Origin of the sequence: Prevotella fusca JCM 17724, from assembly GCF_001262015.1 — a bacterium.
Lineage (GTDB): Bacteria > Bacteroidota > Bacteroidia > Bacteroidales > Bacteroidaceae > Prevotella > Prevotella fusca.
Genome location: NZ_CP012074.1, coordinates 1013846 through 1039099 on the forward strand (window position 1 = coordinate 1013846; position 25254 = coordinate 1039099).

General features: G+C 46.0%; 19 protein-coding genes. 8 read left to right on the forward strand and 11 right to left on the reverse strand.

The genetic code is table 11. The annotated features are described in order from the left end of the window. Window positions 1–549: 549 nt before the first annotated feature. The 5 genes from ADJ77_RS04135 to ADJ77_RS04155 all read right to left on the reverse strand — a co-directional run bounded on the left by ADJ77_RS04135 (window position 550) and on the right by ADJ77_RS04155 (window position 5281). Entirely contained in the window at window positions 550–807 is a 258-nt protein-coding gene (locus ADJ77_RS04135) for a hypothetical protein (RefSeq protein ID WP_025077552.1), read from the reverse strand. Between the two features lie 67 nt (window positions 808–874). Then, a complete protein-coding gene (locus ADJ77_RS04140; protein ID WP_050696054.1) occupies window positions 875–3184 on the reverse strand; it encodes an outer membrane beta-barrel protein in 2310 nt (769 codons plus the stop codon). A 392-nt stretch (window positions 3185–3576) separates the two neighbouring features. After that, window positions 3577–3846 (reverse strand): DUF4834 family protein, encoded by a 270-nt coding sequence (locus ADJ77_RS04145; protein ID WP_025077551.1) that lies wholly within the window; start codon window positions 3844–3846, stop codon window positions 3577–3579. Between the two features lie 19 nt (window positions 3847–3865). Next, window positions 3866–4570, reverse strand: a complete 705-nt coding sequence (gene pssA / locus ADJ77_RS04150; RefSeq protein WP_025077550.1) for a CDP-diacylglycerol--serine O-phosphatidyltransferase — start codon at window positions 4568–4570, stop codon at window positions 3866–3868. Window positions 4571–4579: 9 nt separating this feature from the next. Then, complete coding sequence (locus ADJ77_RS04155) at window positions 4580–5281, reverse strand: phosphatidylserine decarboxylase family protein (protein ID WP_025077549.1); 702 nt, start codon at window positions 5279–5281, stop codon at window positions 4580–4582. A gap of 131 nt (window positions 5282–5412) precedes the next feature. Here ADJ77_RS04155 and dnaE point away from each other — a divergent pair, with 131 nt between their 5' ends. Both dnaE and trxA read left to right on the forward strand, forming a co-directional pair. Further along, a complete protein-coding gene (dnaE, locus tag ADJ77_RS04160; RefSeq protein WP_050696055.1) occupies window positions 5413–9132 on the forward strand; it encodes a DNA polymerase III subunit alpha in 3720 nt (1239 codons plus the stop codon). Window positions 9133–9208: 76 nt separating this feature from the next. Continuing rightward, entirely contained in the window at window positions 9209–9523 is a 315-nt protein-coding gene (trxA, locus tag ADJ77_RS04165; RefSeq protein WP_025077548.1) for a thioredoxin, read from the forward strand. Between the two features lie 500 nt (window positions 9524–10023). Here the strand turns inward: trxA and ADJ77_RS04175 are convergent, their stop codons facing one another. Together ADJ77_RS04175 and rsmI are read right to left on the reverse strand one after the other, a co-directional pair. Beyond that, on the reverse strand, window positions 10024–10938 hold the full coding sequence (locus ADJ77_RS04175) for a Cbp1 family collagen-binding glycoprotein adhesin (RefSeq protein WP_025077546.1): 915 nt from the start codon (window positions 10936–10938) through the stop codon (window positions 10024–10026). Window positions 10939–10941: 3 nt separating this feature from the next. Beyond that, window positions 10942–11658, reverse strand: a complete 717-nt coding sequence (gene rsmI / locus ADJ77_RS04180; RefSeq protein ID WP_025077545.1) for a 16S rRNA (cytidine(1402)-2'-O)-methyltransferase — start codon at window positions 11656–11658, stop codon at window positions 10942–10944. 502 nt (window positions 11659–12160) lie between these two features. Between rsmI and ADJ77_RS04185 the strand changes: the two genes are divergently transcribed. Next, entirely contained in the window at window positions 12161–12760 is a 600-nt protein-coding gene (locus ADJ77_RS04185; protein ID WP_025077544.1) for a thymidine kinase, read from the forward strand. Between the two features lie 7 nt (window positions 12761–12767). Continuing rightward, complete coding sequence (locus ADJ77_RS04190; RefSeq protein ID WP_025077543.1) at window positions 12768–13892, forward strand: AI-2E family transporter; 1125 nt, start codon at window positions 12768–12770, stop codon at window positions 13890–13892. Between the two features lie 378 nt (window positions 13893–14270). On the opposite strand, the gene ADJ77_RS04195 is transcribed toward ADJ77_RS04190, so the two are convergent. After that, window positions 14271–15233 (reverse strand): type I phosphomannose isomerase catalytic subunit, encoded by a 963-nt coding sequence (locus tag ADJ77_RS04195; RefSeq protein WP_050696056.1) that lies wholly within the window; start codon window positions 15231–15233, stop codon window positions 14271–14273. Between the two features lie 555 nt (window positions 15234–15788). After that, window positions 15789–17066, reverse strand: coding sequence for a glycoside hydrolase 5 family protein (locus ADJ77_RS04200; RefSeq protein ID WP_025077542.1), 1278 nt, complete (start codon window positions 17064–17066; stop codon window positions 15789–15791). A 260-nt stretch (window positions 17067–17326) separates the two neighbouring features. On the opposite strand from ADJ77_RS04200, the gene ADJ77_RS04205 reads away from it, so the two are divergent. From ADJ77_RS04205 to ADJ77_RS04220, 4 genes are all read left to right on the forward strand, one after another. Beyond that, window positions 17327–17638, forward strand: a complete 312-nt coding sequence (locus tag ADJ77_RS04205) for a hypothetical protein (RefSeq protein WP_025077541.1) — start codon at window positions 17327–17329, stop codon at window positions 17636–17638. A gap of 49 nt (window positions 17639–17687) precedes the next feature. Continuing rightward, entirely contained in the window at window positions 17688–18827 is a 1140-nt protein-coding gene (locus ADJ77_RS04210; RefSeq protein WP_025077540.1) for a DNA polymerase III subunit, read from the forward strand. 146 nt (window positions 18828–18973) lie between these two features. Next, window positions 18974–20299 (forward strand): PSP1 domain-containing protein, encoded by a 1326-nt coding sequence (gene ricT / locus ADJ77_RS04215; protein ID WP_050696057.1) that lies wholly within the window; start codon window positions 18974–18976, stop codon window positions 20297–20299. Between the two features lie 2 nt (window positions 20300–20301). Next, window positions 20302–20796: a gliding motility lipoprotein GldH gene (locus tag ADJ77_RS04220; RefSeq protein WP_025077539.1), complete on the forward strand. Its 495-nt coding sequence runs from the start codon at window positions 20302–20304 to the stop codon at window positions 20794–20796. A 625-nt stretch (window positions 20797–21421) separates the two neighbouring features. On the opposite strand, the gene rodA is transcribed toward ADJ77_RS04220, so the two are convergent. Further along, complete coding sequence (gene rodA / locus ADJ77_RS04225; RefSeq protein WP_025077538.1) at window positions 21422–22897, reverse strand: rod shape-determining protein RodA; 1476 nt, start codon at window positions 22895–22897, stop codon at window positions 21422–21424. Further along, a complete protein-coding gene (mrdA, locus tag ADJ77_RS04230) occupies window positions 22887–25253 on the reverse strand; it encodes a penicillin-binding protein 2 (RefSeq protein ID WP_025077537.1) in 2367 nt (788 codons plus the stop codon). The genes rodA and mrdA overlap by 11 nt, the downstream gene beginning before the upstream one ends. Between the last annotated feature and the right edge of the window lies 1 nt (window position 25254).

Sequence of the window (25254 nt, forward strand, 5' to 3'; positions counted from 1 at the left end):
ATAATACGTAATAACATTGTTTTTGGCTACTTATAGCATAGCACAAAGTCGATAGTTATAAATTCTAAAGAGGGGTTGTTTCAAAGAAATCATTAATGGTTTCAATTTGATACAACCCCCTTTTCATGTTCAAACACATACCCTTCTGCTTTTGAATTATCCCCATGCAAAACATTGTAAACGACAAGGAAGATTTCATCTACCAGTTGATTGTATCAATAAAAACAAAGAAATATAGCCAATCAAAGGAATCCTTTTCTCATAATCCATGATGAAAACTGATTTATCTTCGTGAAAAGAAACAATGATTTTCACGACCAAAGATATTTTTCTTTATGAAAAGAAATCAGAGGAAATGGTTTATAAGGAGAAAGAAAGTTCAAGGTTAAAAGTCCTGATTCCATAGACATGATTACCAAGAACCGCTAATCATCAACTATTACGGTGTCAGCTTCAGCGCATGCAGCTGCACTTTCCCTTTATATGAGTCGGTCAAACAATAAAAGAAATACTGTGACAAAGAGGATAGAAAGCCCTCTCCCCACCCCTTCATCCCATGCACAAGTCTGTTCGGAAAGAACTCACCGTCATCTCACAAACCGTCATCTCCGAATTATTTTCATGAAAAAAAATATTTCTTTTCATGAAGAAAAATATTAATTTACGTGAAAATAAATTCTTATCTTCACGAAGATAATTCATTTTTCCGCCCTTATCCGCCACTTCTGCATGTATCCTTTCACCTCTCGAATACCTACTTTTATAGCCAACTACAGGCCAGACAGCCTCATGTTCACGCTTTCTCATACTGTTCACAGCCTTTCTTCAGAGAGGAAAGGAGATGAAACCATAGTATAGATAAGAGGCGGGGGTCTTACAATCGCTTCTTCTCAGCCTGCCCGGCACCAGTCCCCTTGTATTTGCTTCGTGAAGTATTGAACTTATAGGTAACAGTGAGAACCAGCTGACGGCTGTCATACGTGCTGACTTGTTTTGTTTCCATCGACTCCGTATAACCGATTCCTCCACCTTTCTGGGTATGGAACAAGTCCGTTCCTCCAATGCGGAAAGCCAGCCTGTCCTTCAGGAATGACTTGGTCAGGTTGATGTCAAGTGACCCTGTGTTACATGCTAATGCCCCAATCTCATCATCACCTTTCCTGACGAGGTATGACTCCATCGACAACAGCCAGCCTTGCCCGAAGTTGAACGTATTATTGAAGCTGAAGTGAAAAATAGGCTTGTTCAGTTTGTAGGTCTTCATCCTTGTCTGCAAGGTGAGCCACTGCTTCTTCATTGCTGCGCTGAATTCGGGAGTCCAGATGCCTATTGTCGGAGCAAAGGAAAGCTGGGCAGACAATATCTTGATGCTCGGAAGGTTCGTATAGGTAATGCGTGAGACGGAGGAGTTGTGGTTGTCCTGCTCGCTCCAGAACACAATGGCATGGCGGCGGTCTCTATAGGAAACACCGAACTGGATGAACTTCCACATTGCTCCCAAGGATATTTCGTGGATGTATTCGTGCTGTAGCAGCGGATTACCCGACTGCATCAGAAAGCGGTTACCGTAGGTAACGTTGTTGCTTAACTGACGGTAAGAGGGGCGACGTGTCTTTGCTGCATAGCTCAACTGCATCTGTAGATCTCCAATCTGTGTGGCAGCGGAGATGCTTGGGAACAGGTTGCTGAACGAACGGCTCTGATTTGCAATGTGCTGTCCGTTCTCATAGTAGTTGAAGCGTACAGCTTCCCACCGCAATCCTACTGTCAGCTGGCAGATAGGAAGCATGTGTTTGTATTCCATAAAAGGAGCTATATTCGATTCTTTCAGCTGTGCGTATGAGGTTGGGACATAGTTCTCGGGATTGATGTATGCATCATTGCGGTTCGTGTTGGTATATTCTGCACCCACAGACAGATTACCTCCTAAAACGGGATAACCCAAGGTCAGTTTGGAAGCGAAGAGCCTGTTCCGCTCCTGGTTGTCAGAAGTAACCGTGCGGCTGGTCTTGTTGCTGCTTTCTTCCTTATAGGTCGTATGGTCACGTTTCTTGTTATAAACGTAGTCTGCATTGAAGTCTATGTCCATTTTCCCTATCTTTCCTACATAATAGATATTAAGGAAATGGGGAGGACGGTATGTTTCCTTGCGCATGGCAAAGGTGTTGATATGATCATAGAAAGCTCCGTCAGCTGTTACATCACTGCTGAGTTTAAAAGGCAGGGGAGACTCGTGGAGGAAGTTGAGGGTATATTGGATACCGACGGAGTTGCTGTCATTCAGCTGGTAGTCTGCTCCTATCGTATTCTTGAAATTGGATGATTTCTCTGTAACCTCCTGTGTAAATTCCTGACGCCAAAGCGTGTCAGCGTGGACTATCGTAGTCGTGGTGCTTGGATAGCTTCCATTATCAAGGGAATAGCTATGCCCGCCAAAGATTTCCAGACGGTTATGACGGTACTTCCAGTTGAGTCGTTCCGAAAGGTCCACATTCTCCGACTGGTAGTAAGAAGAGCGTACATCGAAACCGAATCCGTCACCTGCAGCTTTCTTTGTACGTATCTTTACTACTGCTTTTACCGTTGCATCGTATCTGGCACCGGGGTTGGTAATCACTTCAATGCTCTTGATTTCGCTCGACTTCAGGCGTTCAAGTTCTGTAGCTTCCCGCATCTGCCGCCCGTTGATGTAAATAACAGGTGCGCCCTTGCCGAAGACTTCGTAGCCATCTTTCTTCTTTGTCAGTCCCGGGATATGTGAAAGGACATCCTCGCAGGTTCCGAGCTTGCTCAGTACGGTGTTCTCAATATTCGTCTGCATACCCTCTGCCGTCAGCTTATGCAGGGGAACACTGCCCTTTACAACCACCTCTTTCATCATCTGCGCATCCTCTTTCAGGATAACCGTCAGTACTTCCTGTCCAGAAAGAACCGTGAAATACGGCTCAAAGCCTATGAAGGATGCCTTGAGGATACTGCCTGGAGCCGCATCTTTAAGGCTGAAACTACCGTCTTCAAGGGTTGTCGTACCGGCAATGAAGGCAGAGTCCCTGGCTGAAAGAATAACGACATTTGCATAGGGAACAGGCTTCTTGTTTTCGTCAAGAACCTTTCCGGAAACTGATTGTGCGCTGGCACGAAGTCCTGTACAGAACAGGAGGAGGATGACTAAAAATCTTTCCATATCTGATAAAGTTAACTGGAACGATAGTTCCAATCTCAGTTGCATTTTCTTGGCACTATAAGTGTCTGCTGCAAATATATATAAAAAAGTGGACTCACACAAAGAAAAGAAAAGAAACTTTCAGTCAGTTATCTTCGATAAATGCGTGGAGATCATATGCACATCTCCTGTATTATTCATCATTACACTTGTGCCCTGACATGTCAAAGAGGCTGATACTGGAACGCATCCTGCATATTCTTTCTTTATGTCATTCTGTCTTCAATGCCCTACCCCCGCTCATCCTGTCCTCCTGTCACTCTGTCTTCACCGTATTGAAATACAACGAAAAAGGGCACATCAACATTGATGCACCCTTAATTTTCTATATATGTAACATGTGTTATGTCTCTTTATGACTCTGAGTCATCAGCCTCAGTGAAGTCAACATACTCACCTTCGCTGTCAGGGATAACCTGCTTGCGGCGTTCCTCCATTGGTCGGTTGTCGATAATGGTATTCTCTGTCGAGTTTGTCTCTTGCTGCTGGTAGTCGTAAGGATTAAACTGACGGCGTGTGCGTGTCAGCTGTTTATAGAATGAGTAAACCGTCCATAAGATGATTATCAGGAAAGCAACGAAGATGAAAATCGCAAACTTCAGAATGAAAGCAAAAAATGTCATAGCCTTGATGTTGTGTCCCTTACTTCTGTACAGGAGACTGTTTTACAATAGCCGATAGTATCACATACCATGCGATGATGATAGCAAATGACGAGATACCGAAAATAACAATCAGAGGAATACAAGTGAGGAGGAAGATATACTTTACCTCATTGCCCTTCCAGCCCCATTGCTTGAACTTCAGTGCAAACATCGGAATCTCTGACACAAGCAGCCATGAACTGATAAGAATTCCTGCCAATATGAGGTATAATCCCCAAGAGTACCCTTGCAGTTCTTTACCGAATCCCACAAGAAGTGATCCCCAGAAAAGTGCATTGGCTGGAGTTGGCAAGCCAATGAAACCCAATGCCTGTCGCTCGTCAAGGTTGAACTTGGCAAGACGAAGTGCCGAAAATGCAGCCATAATGAATGCTGCAAATGGCAGATAGCCGCACAAAGGCTCCAAGAATGTGGGATAAGCCATATTCTGCAGCTGTGAAAAAATGATGGTTGAAGGTGCCACTCCGAAAGTAATATCATCCGCCAGAGAGTCAAGCTCCTTACCGATAGGTGAGCTGACGTGCAGCAGTCGTGCTATCATTCCATCAAAGAAGTCGAACACGGCTCCTATGACAATCCACAGCAATGCCATCTCCGCTTTACCGTTAAAGGCAAAGTAAGTAGCGATGCAGCCCGAAATGAGGTTGCAACAGGTGATGCTGTTAGGGATATGTTTCTTCATCTTTACAGTTTAATTATCAGGCTTCAGCTTGGCAATGACGGTCTGGTCACCTGTAGTTGACTGCCCCATCTTGACACAGACCTCAGAACCTACAGGAAGGAAGATGTCCACACGACTTCCCAACTTGATAAAGCCAAGGTGCTCATCAATATAACAATCCTCACCTTCCTTGGCGTATGTCACGATACGACGTGCCATTGCACCTGCAATCTGACGGCAGAGAATGTCTGTACCGTCAGGAGTTGTGATTATCGTGTCAGCATGTTCGTTCTCCTCACTGGCTTTAGGAAGCCACGCCTTATGGAAGTTTCCGTCGAAATGCTTCACTGACTTTACTACACCATCAATAGGGAACCAGTTGGCATGAACGTTCCACAGACTCATGAAGATGGAAATCATCAACCGGCGATCGTGGAAATAGTCGTTTTCGTCCACTTCTTCTATCACGACGACATGCCCGTCAGCTGGGGCCACGACAATGCCGTCAGTATCCTCACTGCCAAAATAGCGGATAGGACACCGATAGAAGTTAAGCACTATACCATAGACGGTACCGAATACAACTGCAAAAATCCAAAATGGTATCTTTGACGGAACTGCAAACCAAAGAATCAAAGCGATAAGACCAAGACAAATACCTCCGTAGAGCAACGTGTTCGTACCTTCGCGATGAATTCTAATCTTTTTGAGTTTCTTTTTTATTTTTCCCATGGTCGATAAACGACGTGTTTGTTTTGTTGCAAAGGTACTCCTTTTTTGTCATTTCCACAAATTTTCACTCTCATTCTTTTGTCATGTCGCCTTTTCATAGTAACTTTACAGCTCAAAAACGCATAAGTTCAATGGAAGATTACGTACATTTACATGTCCACACCAATTATTCTATTCTTGATGGTCAATCGAAGGTTACCCGTCTGGTTGACAAGGCTGTTGCTGACGGAATGAGGGGTATGGCTATCACTGACCATGGTGTGATGTTCGGCATAAAGGAGTTCTCTGACTATTGTGCCAAGGTCAACAAGGGCAGAAAAGAGAAAGGCGAAGAGCCTTTCAAACCTATATTTGGCTGCGAGATGTACGTAGCTCGTCGCACAATGCACGACAAAGACAAGAGCATGCGGGATAATTCAGGCTACCACCTTATAGTATTAGCGAAGAATTATCAAGGATATAAGAACCTCATCAAACTTGTTTCCAACGCATGGGTGGACGGTTATTACTATCGTCCCCGTACGGACCGTGAACAGCTTGAGAAGTATCATGAAGGACTGATCGTGTGCACGGCTTGTATTGCAGGAGAGGTTCCGAACAAGATTATCCACGATGACATTGAAGGTGCAAGGGAGGCTTGCGAATGGTATCACCGTGTATTCGGGGATGATTACTATCTTGAACTGCAACGCCATGAGGTGAAGGACCCGACACTGATGGCAAACCGTGAGGCTTATCCCTTGCAGCAGAAAGCCAACAAGGTACTGCTTCAGTTTGCCAAGGAATACGGTATCAAGGTAGTTTGTACCAATGACTGTCACTTTGAAGACAAGGAAACTGCCGAGGCACATGACCACTTACTCTGCCTCTCAACGAATGAAGACTTGGATGACCCGAAGCGTATGCGCTACTCCAAGCAGGAGTGGTTCAAGACGCAAGCAGAGATGAATGAAATCTTCTCGGACATCCCAGAGGCAATGACGAACACATTGGAGATTCTTGACAAGGTGGAAACCTACAGTATTGACCATGGTCCTATCATGCCTTTCTTCCCCATTCCAGAGGACTTCGGAACGGAAGAAGAGTGGGAAAAGAAGTTCAGCGAGGAGGATTTATACAAGGAATTCACGACCGACGAGAACGGTGAGAACCCGCTTTCTAACGAAGAGGGGAAGAAAGTTATCGAACGTCTGGGCGGCTATGAGAAGATATATCGCATCAAGTTCGAGGCTGATTACCTTGCTAAATTAGCCTATGACGGTGCTAAAAAGCTGTATGGTGAGCCACTGTCGGATGAGGTTGAAAGCCGCATCCGCTTTGAGTTGCACGTAATGAAGACGATGGGTTTCCCCGGTTACTTCCTTATAGTACAGGACTTTATCAATGCAGCAAGAGAGGAATTAGGCGTAATGGTGGGTCCGGGTCGCGGATCTGCAGCGGGCTCTGTTGTGGCTTATTGCCTTGGAATCACGCTGATTGACCCCTTGAAGTATGACCTGCTTTTTGAGCGTTTCCTTAACCCCGACCGTGTCAATCTCCCTGATATTGATACCGACTTCGATGATGACGGACGCGGACGGGTGCTGCAGTGGGTAATGGATAAGTACGGACACGAGAACTGTGCACATATCATTACCTATTCAACCATGGCAACGAAGAATTCCATCAAGGATGTTGCCCGTGTGGAAAAACTGCCTCTGGACGTATCAAACGCCCTTTGCAAGGCTATTCCAGAACGCCTTCCTGACGGCATGAAGATGAACCTGACAAATGCCATCAAGTGTACACCACAGCTGCAGGATGCTGAGGTAAGCGAGGACATAAGGGAACGTAACACGATTAAATATGCCAAGATGCTGGAGGGGACGGTGCGTGGAACGGGTATCCATGCCTGTGGATTCATCATCTGCCGTAACCCAATTGACGACTGGGTGCCGGTTTCTACGGCAACTGACCCGGACTTCCCGGAAAAGAAAGTGCCTGTCACGCAGTATGACGGACACGTGATCGAGTCGACTGGTCTTATCAAGATGGACTTCCTCGGATTGAAGACTCTCTCCGAGTTGAAGGAGGCCTGCAAAGTTGTTAAGCAGACAAGAGGCGACATTATTGACCTTGAGAAAATCCCTATTGATGACGAACTGACTTATCAGCTCTATCAACGTGGGCAGACTGTCGGTACGTTCCAGTTTGAATCGGCTGGTATGCAGAAGTACCTGCGTGAGCTTCATCCAACTGTGTTTGAAGACCTCATTGCCATGAATGCGCTCTATCGTCCGGGACCGATGGACTACATTCCCGACTTTATCAAGCGTAAGCACGACCCAGCACTGGTGAAGTATGACATCCCTTGCATGGAGAAATACCTCAAGGATACATACGGAATCACCGTCTATCAGGAGCAGGTGATGCTCTTGAGCCGACAGCTGGCGAACTTCACCCGCGGCGAGAGTGATGCACTTCGTAAGGCGATGGGTAAGAAGAAGAAAGCCATCGTTGACAAGATGAAGCCTAAGTTCATCAAGCAGGGACAGGAAAACGGACACGACCCGCAGATTCTTGAGAAGATATGGAGCGACTGGGAGAAGTTCGCCAGCTATGCTTTCAACAAGTCGCATGCCACCTGCTACTCATGGGTGGCTTACCAGACGGCTTACATGAAGGCGCATTATCCTGCCGAATACATGGCTGCCTTGATGACACGACGCTTCAGTCAGATTACCGAAATCACGAAGCTGATGGAGGAGTGTAAGGCACTGAAGATTGCAACCCTCGGTCCTGATGTCAACGAGAGTCAGATAGGCTTTGGTGTGAACAAGAACGGTGAAATCCGCTTCGGACTCTCTGCTATCAAGGGAATGGGTGCCAGTGCGGCAGAAAGCATTGTGCGTGAACGCGAGGAGAACGGTCCTTACAAGGATATATATGACTTTGCCGAACGTGTCGACCTCAGCAACGTGAACCGCAAGGCATTTGAAAGTCTGGCTTACAGTGGCGGTTTCGACAGCTTCGGTCTGCAGCGTGAACAGTACTTTGCTGTCACTGGAAAGGGCGACTTGTTCCTGGACACCATCGTCCGTTATGGTCAGCTTTTCCAGTCGGAGAAAGCACAACTGCAGAACTCTCTCTTCGGAGGCATGGATGCTGTCGATGTAGTTCATCCTGTTGCACCGAAGGCTGAGAAGTGGCCGGCAATAGAGAAACTGAACAAAGAGCGTGAACTGGTAGGTATCTATCTGTCTGCCCATCCGCTTGACGAATACAGTATTGTGCTGAACAACATGTGCAATACCCATTGTTCCAATATTGGGCGCAACACTGACATGACAGAACTGTCAAAGATTGACGAAGTAACATTCGGCGGTATCGTCACCGCTGTCAACGAGCGTTTCTCGCAGAAGACAGGAAAACCGTTTGGCTTTGTCACGATAGAAGACTTTGAAGGAACTGGCGAGCTTGCACTCTTCGGTGACGACTGGGCACGATGGAACAACCTCTTGAAGATGAACTATACCATATATATAACGGCAAAGTGCCAGCCCCGTTACCGCAACAACCCAACGATGCTGGAGCTGAAGGTGCAGAATGTTGAACAGCTCTACGACGTGAAGGCACACCGTCTGGAGAAGTTCACCATATCAGTCGACGCCTCAGCGATGGACGAGGCTTTGGTATCAGAGTTGTCAACGGTCGTGGAAGAACATGAAGGAAACACGCAGCTCTATATACAGCTGCGCACACCTGACAACACGACAGTGATGCTGAGAAGCCGTAACAGAGGTGTGAACGTTGACCGCAAACTGATTGACTTCATCACAGCCAATGAGAAGATGGAGTTCCATATCAATTAATCAGAAAGTGGCACAGTGTTTGTCATTAGTACAAGAACAGAAGTAACATTAAACAGAATCATAAAAACAAACAGACATGGAAGTAGTAATTACAACCGAGAATTTAGAGACTTACAAGAATGGCGAGTTGCCATTGGTAGTTGATTTGTGGGCAACATGGTGCGGTCCTTGCAAAATGATCGGTCCTATCATCTCAGAACTTGCTGAGGAATATGACGGCAAGATAGTTGTTGGTAAGTGTGATGTTGAGGAGAATGACGATGTAGCCATCGACTTCGGCGTGCGCAACATTCCGACTATCCTCTTCTTCAAGAACGGCGAACTGGTCGACAAGTTTGTTGGTGCAGCGTCAAAGGAGGTTCTCAACGAGAAGTTCAAGGCATTGCTGTAAACCTGCCCTTGACATAAACAAAGCCATATCAGACAGTCCTCCAACAGGACTTCTGATATGGCTTTTGTCGTATATTTTCATCTCAAGAAAACTCATCAGACGATGAATTGCACTCTAATCAGGCACTGATTGACATCCAAAAGGTGCTTAATTGGAGTCTGACTAAGGCTTAACTGAAACCCAACTAAGCACCTTTTTCTACACACCCTTACAACCAACTGATTTCATGACAGTTACCAACTCGAATACAAAAGCTGTTTTATCCCTGTTTCAAACAAGAAAAGTACAGAAAAATGTAAGGATATTTCAGAAGACACAAACGGTTATACAGTCCTCGCTCCTATTGATAAAGAAAGAAATAGTAGCGATTCCATTATATGCTTATAAGCACCATATCAATCCTGACAGGTATCAGGCATATCACATAGTTTTGGCTTTACAAGACATGAAAAAAGGCATTCTCGCTATGAGAATGCCTTTTTAGATTTCGCGTCTGATGATTATCGAACCTGGATAACCAGATATTTGCTTGTGCTCCAGAAGGTCTGCGGATCTGTGATACGGAGGACATACTGTCCGTTTGTATCAGTTGACAGCGTGTAACTGTTGCCCGGATGAGCCGTCAACAGATGAGCACTCTTGCTGTAGAGCTTGATTTCCTTGCTGACACGAATATCAATCTTGGTGAAGTAACCCTTGTTGAAAGCTCCCTGCAAAACCTTTCCGTTCTCAAGGATACGCTGTGCCTTCAGCTCGCTCTTTGTACCGAACACATACCATCCGGTATTCAACTGCTTGTCCTGCGTATTGATGGTTTCAGTCTTCTGGACGTTCTCCGTCTGGAGATTCTCTTTCTCTTTGGTAAGATTTTCCTTCTCTGTAGTAAGTTTCTCCTTGTCAGTCTTCAGATTGACAACATCCGTATTCAGTCCGGAGATGGTCTCATCAAGCTCCTTGATATGGATATTCTTCGACTCCAGTTCAGCACGCAACTGCTTCAATTCTGACTCCTTGATCCTCAATTGAGTGGTCAGTCTGCCGAGAGTCTCCTTCATTGCATCACCCTTGAAGCCCGTCTCGCGCAACTGCTGCTGCAGTTTCTTGATGAGTTCACGGTTTTCCTGCATGCGCTGGGCAATAAACTGGATATTCTCCTTGACCTGTTCTGCCTTGTTAGTACGCTCACCATCCTTCGCAATGGTCACACGGTTCTCTGCCTCATTGATGGCAGCAAATCCCTGCTGAATATCGTTCAGCGTACCCATCAGGTCATTAATCTCATTATCTCGGGCACTGATGATATTGCGCAATGAATCACTTTTTATCTCGTCTGGATTAAGAGCCGATTTCTTGTCTTGATTGCAGGATGCCAGTGTAAGTACTCCACATACTGCGATTAATAATAGTTTCTTCATACGTTATAAATTTTTATCTGTTTGTTTCTTCCTGTCGGAAGACTTAACTCTTTCCTTTCCAGCTACCACAATGACGAACTCGCCGCGTGGCTCTGTCTCTTTGAAATGGGCTATTACCTCCGTCAGCGTTCCCCGGACACTCTCCTCATGCAGCTTTGAAATCTCACGGCAACAGCTTACCTGTCGGTCGGCACCGAACACTTCTGCGAACTGTTCCAATGTCTTCACTACCCTGTAAGGCGATTCGTAGAAGACCATTGTACGTGTTTCCTCGGCTAAACTTTCCAGATGAGTCTTGCGTCCTTTCTTCTGAGGCAGGAAACCTTCAAAGCAGAAACGGTCGCAAGGCAAGCCACTCGACACGAGTGCAGGCACGAAAGCCGTTGCTCCGGGAAGAGTCTGGACGGTTATTCCGTTAGCTGCAGCCTCACGGGCGAGGAAGAAACCAGGGTCGCTGATACCCGGTGTTCCCGCATCTGAGATAAGAGCAACCGTCTCTCCAGCCTTCAGTCTGTTGACAATGCCAGCAGAGCTTGCATGCTCATTGAACTTATGATGAGACATAAGTCGGTTCTTAATCTCAAAATGTTTCAACAGAATACCCGATGTCCGGGTATCTTCACACAAAATCAAATCAGCCTCCTTGAGGATTCTGATGGCACGGAGCGTCATGTCCTCCATGTTTCCAACTGGTGTCGGTACGAGATATAGTATTCCCATTATAGGTTGCAAATGTAAAGTAAATGAACAGAAAGACAAAATAAATTAGCTTTTTTTACATAACAATCATTTCCGTTTGCAAGGAAAAAGGGACATCGTGTTTAGGAGCTTACATGAAGTCAAGAGAAGTTATAGAAGCTAAGCAAGTTATAAAGAAAAGGGGATTTCACCCCACCCTATGGACAAGCAGAAAGCTAAGACGCAGCACTTCTGAATGATATTTCTCACTGGCATTTGCCATACCGTCACTCTTCAGATTTCCACCAAATGCCTTATAAACACCAACTAAACTCCTATTAAATCCCCATTGACAGTCTTTAGTTTCCTACAGAACACCCGCAAAAACCCAACTGACGGTCTTTAGTCCTCAAATAAAAACAAGTTTAAAGACTATTGACAGCCTTTAACTCCCCACTAACTTCCTACGGAACACACTCCCTCAATAACTTTTAACGCTTAACGTTTACCTATTCTTCCTAAAATATATATCTTTGCAATGATTATGACAAAGATAGACAATCTTAACGGTGAAAGACGTCGACAAGGACGCATTGAGGTAATTTGTGGAAGTATGTTCTCTGGCAAGACCGAAGAACTCATCCGACGTATGAAACGAGCAAAGTTTGCAAAACAGAAGGTGGAGATATTCAAACCTTCCATTGACACACGCTACTCGGATGAGGATGTAGTCAGCCATGACCAGAACACTATTCATTCCACACCTATTGACTCGTCCGGCAACATCCTTCTTCTTGCATCCGACATTGATGTCGTGGGCATTGACGAGGCACAGTTTCTGGACGAAGGACTTACTGCCGTCTGCAACCAGCTGGCTAACAACGGCATCCGTGTCATCATTGCCGGACTTGACATGGACTACAAAGGCGTTCCTTTCGGACCTATTCCTGCCCTCTGTGCCATTGCCGACGAGGTGACAAAGGTACATGCCATCTGCGTGAAGTGCGGCTCATTGGCTTACGTGAGCCATCGCCTCATTGACGACGAACGCCGTGTCATGCTCGGCGAACAGCAGGAATACGAACCTTTATGCCGTGAATGCTACCAGAAGGCAACACAGAAAGAAGAAAACAACAAAGATTAATACGCTTATGCGCCAGACAATTACTTTCGACAAGTTCATACGCTGGACATTGATTGCACTTGCCGTCATAACAGTCGGCTTTATCATCAATGCTCTCTCGGGGGTGCTTTTACCTTTCTTTATAGCATGGCTGCTTGCCTACCTCCTCTATCCTATCGTGAAATTCGTACAATACAAACTTCACGTACCAGGCAGGGCGTTGAGCATTATCATTACCCTTGTATTTGTCACTGCCATCTTCGCCGGCATCTTCTACTTCATCGTTCCGCCAATGATAAACCAGGTTGACAGGTTCATGTATATCGTCAACCGTTATCTACATGAGACCACTCACTCCAACAACATTGCGACAATGATACAGAAATGGATAATGGAGAACCGCACGGAGATTGAGAAATTCCTGAAAAGTCCTGACTTCACCGATGCCATCAAGACTGCCATGCCGAAACTTTTCTCAGTAATCGGACAGACGGCAAGCATCGTCATCTCGGTCATTGCCTCATGTATCACCTTATTATATATGTTCTTTATCCTGCTTGACTACGAGATACTGACACAGAACTGGATAAAGATTTTCCCGAAGAGGGCACGTCCTTTCTGGGCAGAACTGGCACAGGACGTAGAGCGTGAGCTGAACAACTATATCCGCGGACAAGGATTGGTTTCACTCTGCATGGGCATACTCTTCTGTATCGGCTTTACCATCATCGACTTCCCAATGGCTATCGGTATGGGAATCCTTATCGGAATTCTCAACCTTGTGCCTTACCTCCACACCTTTGCACTCATCCCAGCAGCTTTCCTCTCACTGCTCAAGGCAGCTGATACGGGAGAGAACTTCTGGATAATCTTCGGTATTGCATTGGCTGTATTTGCCATCGTACAGGTGCTTATGGATATGGTAATAACACCAAAAATCATGGGAAAGGCAATGGGACTGAACCCAGCCATCCTGCTCCTCTCCCTCTCCGTATGGGGTGCTTTGCTGGGCTTCATCGGGCTTATCATTGCCTTACCGCTCACCACCCTCATCATAGCTTACTGGCAACGATATGTCACCAAGGAGGGCGACACGGCTGGAGCAGAAGCCATTGCAGCAGTCACCGGGGAAAAGAAAGAGGATGAAAAATAAACTAAGACACTATCTATAAAACAAGAACAGGTCACCTTTTCACATGAAAAGGTGACCTGTTTTTTATGCAATCTACCACTGACACCAGTGGTGTTTACCATGAGCACCATGTGTGTTAAGCCTTAGCACCATGTGTGCTTGACCTTAACACATCGACTGAAGATAGAAAACAGGGGCATTAAGGTCACTATAATAAAGATAGTAAGGCGTTAATGACTAACTAATAGGAGGAAAGGAATTGCCAGACAGCACTTCTATAAAACAAAAAGAGCTCTCCTTTTCTTGTGAAGAGGAGAGCTCTTTTTTATACAACCTGCCACTATTAGCATTTTATCAACACCGTGATAACTCAGCTAAAGCAATCTTTAACGTGCCTATTTAAACGTAAGACTCTAAGAACTTAACTGTTCCTGAAACCTTAACAGTTGTTGCTGTAGCTGGAAGGAGTACACTCTCACCTGCACGGAAAGAGATTGTATTGCCCTCAGCGTCGGTAATCTCACCCTCACCCTTGAGTCCAACGAAGATAACGAAAGAGTCCAAATCGCTGTAATCAAGTGTCATCGTCTCTGTAAGGTCATAGACAGACGTTGTGAAATATGGACAGCTGACAAGCTCTACAGGCTCATTCTGACGTGCCACATACTGTGTGCGATAGTCTGGATAGACAGTATAATCAATACACTCAGCCGCTTCCTTCGTATGCAACTGGCGATAATTGCCCTCAGCATCCTGACGCTTGAAGTCGTAGATACGATAGGTCACGTCGCTTGTCTCCTGAATCTCTGCCAGGAAACAGCCTGCACCGATAGAATGAATGCGACCTGCTGGCAAGAAGAACACGTCACCTTCCTTTACTGGATACTCAGACAAAGCCTCAGTGATAGTATCATTTTCAACCATCTCCTTGTACTGCTCCGGTGTAATCTGCTGCTTCAAACCGCTGCGAAGAGAAGCATCAGCATCACTTTCCATCACATACCACATCTCTGTCTTGCCACGACCCAAGCCCTGTGCCTGTGCCTGCTCGTCAGTTGGATGAACCTGAATAGAAAGCTGCTCACGTGCGTCAATAAACTTAACGAGCAGTGGGAACTCATTGCCGAAGCGTGCATAGTTCTCCTTACCTACCAGCTTATCCTTCAACGTGTCAACAAGTTTATTCAGCGTCCAGCCTTTGTACTCGCCGTCAGACACAACACTTTCGTTGTCCTTCACACCGGATATTTCCCAGCTTTCGCCCACCTGCTGCTGATCAGAGGTCAGATGCTTGAAAGGTACTATCTTTTCTCCACCCCAGAGAATTGATTTTAAAAGAGGATTGAACTTGAACATTTCCATTTCTTTATTGCTTTTTTGATGTTTCAAACTTATCGATGATGAAGCCAACACATGACTCCATCCATGCTGCAAAGTTACACTTTATTCCGTACATGACCAAAGATTATAGGGGAAGAAGAAAGAAGTATCACCCACCTCCTTCCAAAAACGGGGAAAGACATTCCGCCATCTATTGTCGTATCATGTAAAAACAGACTGCGAAATATACTTACAAAAAAAATAAAGTAACCAAATTTGTAAACCTCAAAAACAGGCTTTCAGACCGGCATCACAACCAACAGGAAATCAAGTGATTACAAAATGGCAAAAGAAAAGGTGCTTAATTGCATTGCAACTAAGCACCTTTAAGGCTTCAATTAAGCACTGATTGAACATCAATTAAGGCTTAATCAGGACGCTATTAAGCGTCAGTAAAATTATAACCGAGGAATTATCTTTACATAACGGCATCGCTGTCCCGACATTCAGAGCCACAAGAAGCTATTGGCAAGGACAGGTTCATGAAACATAATCCATAGCTTTGCAGCAGAAAAACGACAGCTCCCAGACACAACGTTACTTGATTTCGGACATACGTTTCACCTGCTTCTGAATAATCTTCAGTGTTGACTTGTCTGATGCAAACACACTGTAGAAGCCCTGCGGCTCATGTGCCGGGTCGCACATAAAGTCGTCTCCTGCCTGCCAACGTTCGTGACTGGGCTTTGCAAAGCCACCCCAGCCCCAGAAGTTGCAACCTACAAGGAATCCGCCTTTCGCTGCATTCTCTGCCACAGCATCCATGACATACTTATAATAAGCATCGCGCGCCTTCGTTGTACTCTTCAATGAGAATGAGAAACCATCACGGGGATAGCCGAATTCCTCAAGCACAAGCGGCTTTCCGACACGCTTGCAGACTGCAAGGTGACGGTTTATGTAGTCTTGGGTGTGCTCACAACTTGCCTTGATGTCTTCCTTCAGATGCGTCTTTCTTGCCCACTGCCAGTTATAGGGCCATATATGAATATTGCAATAATCAACATTCTTGTCCGCACAGATACGCTCGAAGCTGCCAAAATCACGCTCACAACCGAACGCACCTTCACTTCCAAGGCTGACCAGATGGTTCTGGTCAAGGCTTCGGACAAGTGCCGTCGCCTCTGAAAGCCACTTCTCAAACTCCGGCAAAGCCTCAACTGAGAAGGCACGCGGTTCATTGCAGATCTGCCATGACATGATGGTCGGGTCGTCAACATACTTCATCCCCGTGTATCTGTTTGTACGACTGAGGATGAAACGTATATGCTCATAGAACATCAAATGTGCCTTCTGACAGGAAGCAAACTTGCTTGCATACTTCGTATAAGCACCATATCCGTCCCTGCGGGGTATCAAAGCCGGACCTTCATCCGCCCATTCCAGATAAGCACCATAGCCCCCACTCCACTCCCAGGAGTTGGTAAGATAGAGCACGGCAAGCATCTTCCTCTTGCTCATCTCCGTCAGCAGATAGTCTAATCCTGCGAGGATTGAGTCATTATACACACCCGGACGAGGCTGCAAAACAGGTTCAACCTTGTCCTCAACACCCGGCAAACCATCCGCACCGACCAAGATACGGAGATTGTCTATACCCAGCTGTTGCAGCGCATCAAGTTCACGACGAAGTCGGGCACGGTTCCCACCCGGTCCCTCTGAGCCAAGTATGGCTCCATACCAGAAGTTTGCTCCCACATAATAGTAGGGTTTTCCATCACGGACAAAGCGTCCGTCCTTCACTTTCACGAAGCCGCCAGCCATCAGATTTACAGCCATTGTCAAGGCAATAACAGCCATAAAGATTCTTTTCATATTAATTAGTAGTAAATCAAAATATTATCAACTCTACATGCAATATACCCCTTTCATGGGACATACATCTACTTAATAATACACTTGAACACACCTATTCCCTTACTCACATTACTACTTTATGCAGGGACACAAGGGCATTTTCTTTTTTATTTTCTAACGCTTTTTACTTTTCAAGAAGTCTGCTTTTCTCACATTTATTTACTAACTTTGTAGCCAAATGCACAACAACATAACAGATATAAAGCAACTGCTGAACAATGAAACGGGCGAGAAGCATTCCGAACAGGTCAACCATATTCAACAAAGGAACCTTTACTGACGAACCCGTCAAGCCTTTTGCCAAGCAGGCACAGCTGAATGTTATTCCAAAGACATTCCGCTGCAACACCTCGGAAGTACTTGCAGAAATGACGCATCAGTGCAAGTTGGACGAAGAGGCACGTCTGTCGGGCACAGTATGGGGTGCAAAGCAGGTGAAAGACCTCTGTGCACATGGTTTCAACAATGTACATTTCCATACCGTTTCAGCTGTAAGCAGTGTACATGAAGCAATGAGACAACTGATGTAGAAACGCTTTCCACAAGCAGTACAACAACTTAAATACAGAACAAGAGAAGATGAACTTTTCAGAAGTTATAGGACAGGAAGCTGCCAAGGAACGGCTCATGCAGATGGTGAAGGAAGACCGTCTGCCCCATGCTTTGCTCTTCTGCGGTCCTGAGGGGACTGGTAAAATGGCACTTGCAATGGCTTTTGCCAGCTATCTGCTTGCTGGTGATGAAGCGGAAGAAGCTGCTTCGCCAGCCGTTTCCAATGCCCGTGCCATGATTCGGAACTGGGAACATCCCGACCTTCACTTCTCTTACCCCACCATCAAGCTCCCAAGTATGAGCAGTGAGCACCAGCCCCTGAGCAGCGATTTTGCAAAGGAATGGCACGAACTCATCATGAAAGGGTCTTATTTCACCATGAACCAATGGATGAAACAGATGGGAGCTACCACGCAGCAGGCTATCATCACGGGTGCAGAGAGCGACGAGTTGTCACGTGTACTGGCTTTGAAATCAAGTCAGGGAGGCTATAAGGTATCCATTATCTGGCTGCCGGAACGAATGAATCTCACCTCTGCCAACAAGCTGTTGAAGCTATTGGAGGAGCCACCGCAGGGCACTGTATTCCTCATGGTGTGCGAAGAGCCAGAGAAACTGCTTGAAACCATCATCAGCCGTACACAGCGCATTGACGTGAAACGCATCGAAGATGAAGCCATTGAGCAAGCACTCATCAGTCGGAGAGGCATTGACACTGATGCGGCACATCGCATTGCCCGCATTGCTCACGGCAGTTGGTTGAAGGCATTGGAATCGTTAGACTCTGGCAATGAAAACCGTGAATTCCTCAACATGTTCCAAATGCTCATGCGCCTTTGTTACCTCCGTAACGTGAAAGATCTTAAACGTTGGAGTGAGGTTGTAGCTGGATATGGACGTGAAAAAGAGCGCCGCATGCTCACTTATTTCCAACAGCAGGTGCGTGAAAACTTCATGTTCAACTTCCGAACCCCCGAACTCAACTACATGACTTTGGAGGAAGAGAACTTTGCGAAGAACTTTGCACGCTTCATCAACGAGGCAAACGTCATTGAAATAAACGAGCTTTTCCAGCATGCAAGTCGTGACATCGGGCAGAATGCAAACGCTAAGATTGTCTTTTATGACATGGCATTGAAGCTCATCGTACTGCTGCTGAAGAAGTAAACGAGTTGACAAGTTAACAAGTTGACAAGTTATATGTATGAACCTATATAATATAACTTATCATTGCTTATCACAGCCTACCCCTTCCTCTCTCAGAGGAAACCAGGAGGCTGCCAATATATATATAAACAAAAAGAATACAATCAATGGATTACAAAGATATGAAATTCAAGGTCTGGCATGGTTGCGACCGAGGCTTATGCCACAAAGGCAGTGGCAGACAAGACCGCCAGCTGAACACCTTTGACTGGCTGGCTGACGTGCCAGATAATGACCAGACAACCGACCTTGTCGAAGTTCAGTTCAAGAATACACGTAAGGGATACTATCACAATGTCAATAACCTTGACTTGAAGAAAGGTGATGTCGTGGCAGTAGAAGCTAACCCCGGACATGACATCGGAGTAGTCACTCTGACCGGACGACTCGTCAAGTTGCAGATAAAGAAATCGTCATGTGTAAAGTCACCGGACGACATCAAACGTGTCTACCGCCTTGCAAAGGAAGTTGACATGCAGAAGTATCACGAGGCAAAGGCACGTGAACACGCCACGATGATTGAGAGCCGACAGATTGCAAAGGGCTTAGGTCTGAAGATGAAGATTGGCGACGTGGAGTATCAGGGCGATGGAAACAAAGCCATCTTTTACTACATTGCCGACGAGCGTGTCGACTTCCGTCAGCTCATCAAGGACCTCGCTGCAGCCTTCCACGTGCGAATTGAAATGAAACAGATTGGTGCACGACAGGAAGCAGGACGCATTGGCGGTACTGGTCCATGTGGTAGGGAACTCTGCTGTGCCACATGGATGAAGAACTTTTCAAGTGTTTCAACCACTGCTGCCCGTATTCAGGACATCTCACTCAATCCAACTAAACTGGCAGGTATGTGTGCCAAGCTGAAGTGCTGTCTTAACTACGAGGTCGATGACTACATGGAGGCTGGACGGAAACTGCCGAGCAAGGAGGTCCTGCTGGAGACAATGGATGGCGAATACCATCTCTTCAAGACCGACATTCTCAGTGGTCAGTGCACCTACTCCACTGACAAGAATCTCGCAGCGAACCTCGAGACAATCAGTGCTGAGCGTGCAAAGGAGATTATCGAACTGAACCGACGTGGGGAAAAGCCGCTTTCACTCCTCGAAGATGGCAAAGCAAAACCTGCCAAGAAGCCTGTCGACCTGCTTGCTGGAGCTGACCTCAGCCGCTTTGACAAGGCAAAGAAGCGCAGGAAGAACAACCAGCCACGCAACAACAACGGACAGCAAGGTGGCAGACCACAGCGTGACAACCGTCGCAACCAGCGTGACGGACAGGACAACTACCGACAGCCAAACGACAACCGTCGCCCACAGAATGGCAATCGTCGTCCTTACAACGGTCCTCGTCCGGCACAACAACAGAACGAAGGAGAAAATCCAAACAGACGAAACGAAGGCAGACAGCCTCAGCAAACAGAAAGAACATAAGAATGAAACATAAGGTTTCCACCTTATTTTATATCATAACACTCATGGTCATCGCCATGGGTGTTGCTTCATGTAGTGATCCTCGCACTTACGACCAATATAAAAGTGTGTCACTACAAGGTTGGTCACGTAAAGATACGCTTACTTTTGATGTTCCTCGTCAGTGGGAAGGCAGCTATCAGTTAGACCTCTGCCTGCGTGCTGCACAGACTTATCCTTACCGCAATATAAGTATGATTATTGAGCGGAAAGTCATCTTTTATAGACAACGTAAAAAGCGAGAAAAGACTTATAATGACACCGTTAATTGCGAGATTATTAACGACAAGGGGATATTGGTAGGACAGAAAGGTATTACAAGCACTGAAATACGTCAAGCGATAACGTCTTTCCATCTTAATCGAAATGACTCTATGCAGGTTAAGATACATCATATCATGAGCCGTGAGTCACTCCCTGGTATCAGTGACATCGGTGTCAGACTTCTCAAGAAGTAAATATATCTGATTTTCATAAGTAGTAAATACTCCTAAAGAAGGCTACTTCAACCTCTATATACAGGAGTCTTGAAGTAGCCTTCATACTAATTACGACAAAGATTTGTTCTAACGGGAGAAATCGCAACTCCAAACTTATGCAACACTATATTTACAACTGAAGCACCGACATTGGGTTCTAACCGCTCTACTACACTTTGCTATTTCCCTTCTGCAAATCTCCACTTTTGAAGAATACAAGCGGTAACTTTGTTGGGAAATTTTACTTATCAAGACCGTATTGATACTTAATTAGACTTCAATTAAGTCTTAATTGAGGTGCAAAAGAGCCTTAGTTGCATCCTAACTAAGGCTTAGTTGAAGCCTAACTAAGCACCTATTCCTGCATAATTCTATAACATACTGATTATACGAGAGTTGCAAATGCGACAAAAAAGACTGTTTACCCCCATACTTTAGGCTGAATAGAAAGAATTTATGTAAGGATTTTTCCAACTTACAAAGTATAGGAAAACGCCACCAGTTATTGAAATAAAAAAGGAAACAGTCAGATACTTCACGACATAAAAACTTTTATAAAAAACATTCTTATAAAAGGGAAACATGGCAAGCGTAATCTTATTCCCTACTGACGAATAAGATTACGTCCAGCATCAATGCGGAGGAAGATAAAGAGGAGCAAGGTAAAGCCCCAAAGGGAGGAACCTCCGTAACTGAAGAAAGGTAACGGAATACCGATAACAGGTGTCAGACCAAGTACCATTCCGACGTTAATAAAGACGTGGAATAGGAAGATTCCCGCAACACAATACCCATAGACTCGCCCGAACTTAAAGGGTTGCCGGTCAGCAAGGTACATCAGTCGGAGAATAAGAAAGAGGAAGAGTACAAGAACCGAAGCTGAACCGAGGAAGCCCTCCTCCTCGCCTACGGTGCAGAAGATAAAGTCGGTATCCTGTTCAGGCACAAACTTCAGTTTGGTCTGCGTACCATTCAGAAACCCTTTACCCTGCAATCCACCTGAGCCGATGGCAATCTCACTCTGATGCACATTATAACCTGCGCCGGCAAGATCTTCATCCAATCCTAAAAGAACGTTGATACGCACACGCTGGTGTGGCTGCATAACATCGTTCAGCACATAGTCTGCCGAATAGAAAAAGGCAATTGAGCCCAAGGCAAACAATGCTATATAAAAGTAGTTGGCAAAGCGAGTATTCATCGCATTATAAACCAAGTAGCCTATGACACATGCCGACAAAACCAACTGAACCCAGACTATATCAAACGGGATGACAAACTCGGAAAAAAGAAGGGCAAGCGCAGTAAAGCCAAAGACGTAGGCAAGCAGCAGGCGTGTCTTCGACTTATCGCCCACATACACCCACACCATTGCCGATGAGAATATCTGAACCAGCAAAAGGACGACAAACTTACCCAAGGACGTGGGTGTGTCCCACAGCAATACTTCCTCATACTTGATTCCGACTACGAAATAAACGACCATTGCCAATCCTGTGAAAAGGAATGCACCTGACATTCCCTCACGATAAAGCATGAGGAAGAAAGAGAAGTAGACCAAAGCCGAACCTGTCTCGCGCTGTCCGACAATGCACAGCATCGGCAGGAAAATGATTCCACAGGCACCTGCAAAATGCTTCCAGTTCTTGATGGTGAAACCGTATGCCGACATAAACTTGGCTATCGCCAGTGCTGTTGCAAACTTGGCAAACTCGGCAGGCTGCAGGCGCAAGGGACCCAGCACAAGCCACGACCGTGAACCCTTAATCGTATGCGGATTGAAGATGGTGGCGAAGAGCAGCAGCACCAGGAGTCCATAGATGACGTAAGCAAAGGTGTCATAGAAACGGTCGTCCATCATCAGCAGTACGAAGCCCAGACAGATGGAGGTACCAATCCAGACAATCTGCATACCCGAACGGGTTGAAAGCGAGAAGATTTCAGTGTCACCGTAAGTGTAACTTGCACCGCAGACGCTCACCCACCCGAAGGTGAGCAGCGCAATATAAATACCTATCGTCCACCAGTCCAATGAACGAAGTACACCCGGCTGTTTGTCTGCTGTATAGTTACTTGGCACGCTTTACTGTCTCCTTGCTTTTTTGTTTGTCTTTTGTTTGAACCTTTGATTTCTCTTTGGGTTGTTCCTTTGGTTTATTTTTTACTTGCTCCTTAGGTTTAACCTTTGGTTGCTCCTTGGGCTTTTCCTTCACCTGCTCTTTAGGCTTTGCTTTGGGTTGTTCCTTTGGTTTGCCCTTAGGCTGCTCCTTAGGTTTTTCCTTAACCTTAGGTTTTTCTTTATTTTCCTTACGTGTATCTTTGTTCTTTTCTTTCTCTTTTTCCTTCTTGTCGCCTCCCTTATCCTTTGCTTTCTTCTCCGGCTTGATTAGTTTCTCCGGTTCCACACGGATGGCAGGCTCGTTCTGAGGCTGCCTCTTCTTTTCCTTTTCTTCAGCATCCTTCCTTGCCTGCGCCTCCTTCACACGCTCAGCTTCAGCCTGGTCCTGCTTCTCTCTGACCTTCTTCAGCGAGTCTCTGATGATATTCACACGCTTGATAGAATCGAGACGGAGGGAGTCTGTGCGAGACATCGGACGCTTGAACGGATAAGAAATATGGCGTTTCTGAATGGCTGTAGCCCTGGCAGCGTCGCCATCTGTCAGCATTCCATTGATATACTGCTCTATCATCAACGAGCCGATAGGCACACCAAATTCAGCACCAAAACCACCGTTCTCAACATAGACGGCAATGGCAATCTTGGGAGTATCGACAGGAGCGAAGCCCATAAACACAGAGTGGTCCTTACCGCGGTTCTGTGCTGTACCCGTCTTACCAGCCAGTGAATAACCTGGGTGTACAGCATGCGCACATGTTCCACCACGCACTGACGACACCATACCGGCTACAACCTCCTGATAAGACCTGACACTTCCCTTTGTACGGTGCTGCTCCAGATACTTCTTATCGAGTTTCTTTCCCTGAACATGACGCACCACATGCGGTGTTATATAATAACCACGATTGGCAATCGTAGCACCGAGGTTGGCAATCTGCAACGGTGTAAGGTTCACCTCACCCTGTCCGATAGAAATGGAAATGACCGATAACGGGTTCCATTTCTTGAAAGCATTGTCATAGAACTTTGCATTTGGAATCATACCACGCTTCTCGCCTGGCAGGTCAATACCCAGTTTATAACCAAATCCCATTGACACCATGTAGTCACGCCATACGTCCATCGCATCCTCCAAAGTCTTATACTTCTTACGATTGGAAAGCATGTGATAAAGTCCCCAACAGAAGTAACTGTTACAAGAGGTACTGATTGATGGCACCAGGGCGATAGGAGCGCCATGTGAGTGACAACCTACATGAAGCCCCTTGAAGTTGAATCCATGATGACAGGGGTAACGCGTAGAGTCAGAGACTATTCCTTCAGTGTAATAAGTTACAGCCTGTCCTGTCTTGAAGGTTGAACCCGGAGGGTACTGTCCCATAATGGCACGATTGAGCAAAGGCTTGGCTGGGTCAAGCGTCATGTCATGCTGGTACTTCCCACGCATCTTTCCAATCATGGAGCGGGGGTCGAAAGTAGGTGAAGAAACCATCGCCAGAACCTGTCCTGTCTTAGGTTCGATGGCAACGACCGCACCGAGTTTACCTTCCATCAACCGTTCACCAAGTTCCTGAAGGTCGGCATCAATACCGAGCTGGACGTCACGTCCGGGATGTGGACGCTGGTCATACTTACCATTCTGGTAGCGACCCTGTATCTGTCCGTGGGCATCACGCAGAAGAATCTGCACGCCCTTTACCCCACGCAAGTCCTTCTCATACTCACGCTCAACGCCCATCTTTCCGATATAATCACCCGGCTGATAGTAGTCATCCTCCTCAACATCGCTCTGACTCACCTCAGCCACATCTCCAAGGACATGTGCTGCGATAGGTCGCTGATACTGGCGGACACTTCGTTTCTGTATATAAAAGCCAGGAAAACGATAGAGTTTCTCCTGGAAAGCACTGAAATCCTTGTCGCTCAACTGGCTCAGGAATAGCTGTTGTGTAAACCGGGAATAACCTGGATTCTTGTTCCTGTCCTTGAGATTGACCATTCGGTTGATGAAGTCAGCCTTGGTTATGTTCAGAGCCTTGCAGAACTCAAGCGTGTCAAGATGCCCAGCCATCTCGTTGGTTACGACCATGATGTCATAAGCCGGCTGGTTATAAACCAACAGCTTGCCCTTCCTGTCCGTGATACTTCCACGTGACGGGAACTCAATTTTCTTCAAAAAAGCATTAGAGTCTGCACTCTTCCGATAGTCGTCACTGGCTATCTGAAGAGCAAAAAGACGTATGATGTATATCACCACGATACCTATTGCAACCGCACTAAGCACGAGGCGACGTTTTTCCAAATCGTAATTCTTCATT

Bases quoted from the DNA above. Each gene is read 5' to 3' on its own strand.
- ADJ77_RS04135 (WP_025077552.1), bottom strand. From the start codon at position 807: ATGAGAAAGCGTGAACATGAGGCTGTCTGGCCTGTAGTTGGCTATAAA.
- ADJ77_RS04140 (WP_050696054.1), bottom strand. From the start codon at position 3,184: ATGGAAAGATTTTTAGTCATCCTCCTCCTGTTCTGTACAGGACTTCGT.
- ADJ77_RS04145 (WP_025077551.1), bottom strand. From the start codon at position 3,846: ATGACATTTTTTGCTTTCATTCTGAAGTTTGCGATTTTCATCTTCGTT.
- pssA (WP_025077550.1), bottom strand. From the start codon at position 4,570: ATGAAGAAACATATCCCTAACAGCATCACCTGTTGCAACCTCATTTCG.
- ADJ77_RS04155 (WP_025077549.1), bottom strand. From the start codon at position 5,281: ATGGGAAAAATAAAAAAGAAACTCAAAAAGATTAGAATTCATCGCGAA.
- dnaE (WP_050696055.1), top strand. From the start codon at position 5,413: ATGGAAGATTACGTACATTTACATGTCCACACCAATTATTCTATTCTT.
- trxA (WP_025077548.1), top strand. From the start codon at position 9,209: ATGGAAGTAGTAATTACAACCGAGAATTTAGAGACTTACAAGAATGGC.
- ADJ77_RS04175 (WP_025077546.1), bottom strand. From the start codon at position 10,938: ATGAAGAAACTATTATTAATCGCAGTATGTGGAGTACTTACACTGGCA.
- rsmI (WP_025077545.1), bottom strand. From the start codon at position 11,658: ATGGGAATACTATATCTCGTACCGACACCAGTTGGAAACATGGAGGAC.
- ADJ77_RS04185 (WP_025077544.1), top strand. From the start codon at position 12,161: ATGACAAAGATAGACAATCTTAACGGTGAAAGACGTCGACAAGGACGC.
- ADJ77_RS04190 (WP_025077543.1), top strand. From the start codon at position 12,768: ATGCGCCAGACAATTACTTTCGACAAGTTCATACGCTGGACATTGATT.
- ADJ77_RS04195 (WP_050696056.1), bottom strand. From the start codon at position 15,233: ATGGAAATGTTCAAGTTCAATCCTCTTTTAAAATCAATTCTCTGGGGT.
- ADJ77_RS04200 (WP_025077542.1), bottom strand. From the start codon at position 17,066: ATGAAAAGAATCTTTATGGCTGTTATTGCCTTGACAATGGCTGTAAAT.
- ADJ77_RS04205 (WP_025077541.1), top strand. From the start codon at position 17,327: ATGAAACGGGCGAGAAGCATTCCGAACAGGTCAACCATATTCAACAAA.
- ADJ77_RS04210 (WP_025077540.1), top strand. From the start codon at position 17,688: ATGAACTTTTCAGAAGTTATAGGACAGGAAGCTGCCAAGGAACGGCTC.
- ricT (WP_050696057.1), top strand. From the start codon at position 18,974: ATGGATTACAAAGATATGAAATTCAAGGTCTGGCATGGTTGCGACCGA.
- ADJ77_RS04220 (WP_025077539.1), top strand. From the start codon at position 20,302: ATGAAACATAAGGTTTCCACCTTATTTTATATCATAACACTCATGGTC.
- mrdA (WP_025077537.1), bottom strand. From the start codon at position 25,253: ATGAAGAATTACGATTTGGAAAAACGTCGCCTCGTGCTTAGTGCGGTT.